The organism is Frankia sp. CgJB1 (assembly GCF_977947065.1).
The window spans coordinates 1-2,915 of record NZ_CDWTNB010000280.1; the positions used below are offsets into that span (position 1 = coordinate 1).

At 64.6% G+C, this 2,915-nt stretch carries 2 protein-coding genes; one reads left to right on the forward strand and one right to left on the reverse strand.

The annotated features are described in order from the left end of the window. A partial coding sequence (locus tag AC08OT_RS19835; protein WP_476603187.1) for a site-specific integrase occupies positions 1-1,239 on the reverse strand: 1,239 nt, incomplete at its 3' end. Positions 1,240-2,455: 1,216 nt separating this feature from the next. Between AC08OT_RS19835 and AC08OT_RS19840 the strand changes: the two genes are divergently transcribed. Beyond that, a complete protein-coding gene (locus AC08OT_RS19840; RefSeq protein ID WP_476594745.1) occupies positions 2,456-2,731 on the forward strand; it encodes a hypothetical protein in 276 nt (91 codons plus the stop codon). Positions 2,732-2,915 lie beyond the last annotated feature (184 nt).

The window sequence follows — 2,915 nt, forward strand, 5'->3', positions numbered from 1 at the left end:
CTTCACGATCCCGCCGCCGTTGGTTCCGGTGGTGAGGACAGGGTGAGGACAAACCGTTGTGCGCGGGATCGCGGCGGCCACCGTCTCCGCCGCCTGCTGGCCGGTCGACCGCAACAGATGCGCGTACAGGTTCCCGGTGACTGACGTCGAAGAGTGACCGACGACCTTCGAGGCGATCGTGATGTCGACTCCCGCAGACAGCATGATCGAAACCGAGCTGTGGCGGAGGTCGTGGAGCCGCTTGGGGGAAAGCAGTTCCTCGCCGATCTCGTCGCCCGCAGCCAGGGCCGCGGGTAGGGGTTCGGCGAGATGCAGCACCGACCGAGCGCCCCGGCGGCCGGTGCCGAGGATGGTCACCTCGCCGATCGGCTCCCGTTCCCGGTAGACGGTCCACGTGCCCTCGGCTGGCCGATAGCGGGTACCGATGAGAACTGACGTCGCGCCGGCATCCGCCGCCACCTTCACCGTGCCGAGCAGACCGACCCGCCGGGCGATCCGCTGCATCTGCCGGGTCAGGTACTCCGGCGCGAGATGCCGCCCCGACGGGTGCGTGAAGATTAGATTCTCGAGCTGAACCGGCCTCCCCTGATCGTCAGGCAGGATGCCGTTGTTCCAGGTATCTCCTACCGCCTCGCGCTCGCCATCCTGCCGGAGCCGATGCGCGACCAGCGAGTCGAGCGTGACTGAGGCGAGGTCAACCTTGCGCCGGCCCGACTTTGTTTTCGGCGCCCAGACGCCGAGCTGAGACCCGGAGCGGGTGATCTGTTGGCGGACGATCAGCACGCCGGCCGCCTGGTCCAACCCGGTCCAGGTCGCCCCGTACACCTCACCACGCCGAAGCCCATGCAAGGCCATCAGCTCATACGCTGCGGCGAGCCGGTCGGATGCTGCCTCGTCCAGGAAGCGGCCGACCTCTGCCGCTTCCCACGGTTCGACTTCCGGCGTCGAATACGACGCCAGCTCAACACCTTGCGCCGGGTTGAAGTCGAGCTTCCGCTGCCGGACGGCGTCATTCAGCGCTGTCCGGAGCATCTCCAGGACGTCTTTGACGGTTGCCGGGCCGATGGCCCGCCCCGGACGTTCCTGGGATGTCTCCACTGCGCGCCTCAAGGCCACGTCGATGTGCTCGGCCCGCAGCCCTGTCAGCGGCATGGTGCCCAGGAACGGCGTCAGGTGTAGCCGGATGAACTGCCCGTAGCGTGTACGGGTCGTCGGCCGCAGCGCGTTTTTCCGGCTCAATCAGTCGTCGAGGTAGCTGGCGACCGTGAGCCGGCCGATGTGTTGCTGACCGGCGCGGACCTTCGCTCACTTCGCGTCCCCGTCGGCCTCGGTCTCCTTCCTCGTCTCACCGCGGAACCGGATCCTGTCGGTCCCGGCCAGGGCCACGAGCTCGTGAGGAACCCGGGCCTCGCCGGACCAGAACCCATGACCGCGCCTGTCTCGGTTGGGGCACGTCCCGGCCGGGTACTTCTGCTTCGATTGCGGGTCGCGGCATCCGCACCTGTGCTTAGCGACAATCTTCATTGACGTCACCGCTCCTTTGCTAGCTCCGTCACTGACACGATTCGGCTCAAGAGAAGTTGATCTTCCGGGTGCGGAGAAATCCTTCGGGTGTCGCTTGAATATATTGCAATATTTGCGCTCTCTGATCGACGAGACGCATGTAGTGCGTTGCGATTCTATTCCGTCCGAAAGCGGTCGAGTGTGTCGCGGGCGACGGTGGAGGCGTAGCGCGAGAGCGCCCGCGCCAACATGATGGCGCTGTGGCATATGCTCGCCACGCTTTCTGTCGGATGTGATGTAAAACACATTTATTGCCAAGATGGTAGCGCTAGGTAATGGGTGAGGGGTTGCCCGATGTAATGCGCGGCCGATCGCAGCCAAAAGGTCGAGCTACTACGATCTGATCCGACCTATCATGGGCCATCTCTAGGTAACATGGAGTGGCTACGGCTGCAACGGTAGGCGATCACTGGCCGCGACTGGCGGCGAGGCGGAACGGGTTGATCCTCGCGTGAATGCGGTGAGAGGTTTCCTGCTGGCGACTACTTTCGGTATGGTGAAAGCTGCTGCTGCGGCGAATTGGTCATCGCCAAAATCGTTTCATCGTTGTAGCGTGGCGTCATTGGACTGACCGATCTCATTGTATGGGCGCAGGCTCCCGACGCACTTCCGCATGTGCATCGACATGCGTATTCGGCGCGCCCTTAACGGAGAAGTAGATGTCGCGCAGTGGACCACCCCAACCCGCACCTGAAGATGGCAAGGTCCTGACCGCGAGGCAGTTCGCCGCGGAGCTCAAGATCCCCGAGGATGCGGACCGTCAGAGGCAGCACCGGGGCGATGTGCCGCCGAGTATCCGAGTTGACGCGGCCGTCCGTCTTCGATGCTCTGAGGTCACCCGAGGACTGGCAGAGCGGAAGCAAGTCAACGCCGATCGGCGTCGGAGGTCCGCGTGACTGCCTCGTCCGCCCTGCCAGGCCGCTTGACCGGCGAGACCCTGCGCCAGCTCCGTGGGCGATGGAGTACAGCGCAGCTTCGGGCTCTGCCAGCGACCGTAGACGTCGAGACCGCCGGCAGCGTGCTCGGTATGGGCCTTTGGAAAGCCAGAGCGCTCATCCGCGACGGCAAGTTCCCGACGCCGGTCATCCGTCACGGTCAGCGGTATGTCGTCCCGACAAGGCCGTTGCTGGTGATGCTCGGCGTCGAACCCGACACCCCGTCCGCATGAGTCTTCGTCGGCGCAGCCGATCCACAGGTCGTCAAAGAGTGTGTCAGATTGATCTTTCTCCCGGCCGACATGTGGGACGCCTTGGGCACCGCGGTCCGGACCCAGGTCAACGGCCTGGCCAACCAGCCTGGCCGCGGACGCGTGGCCGGAATCGTGGAGTGGCCGAGCCGACAATGAAAAGTGT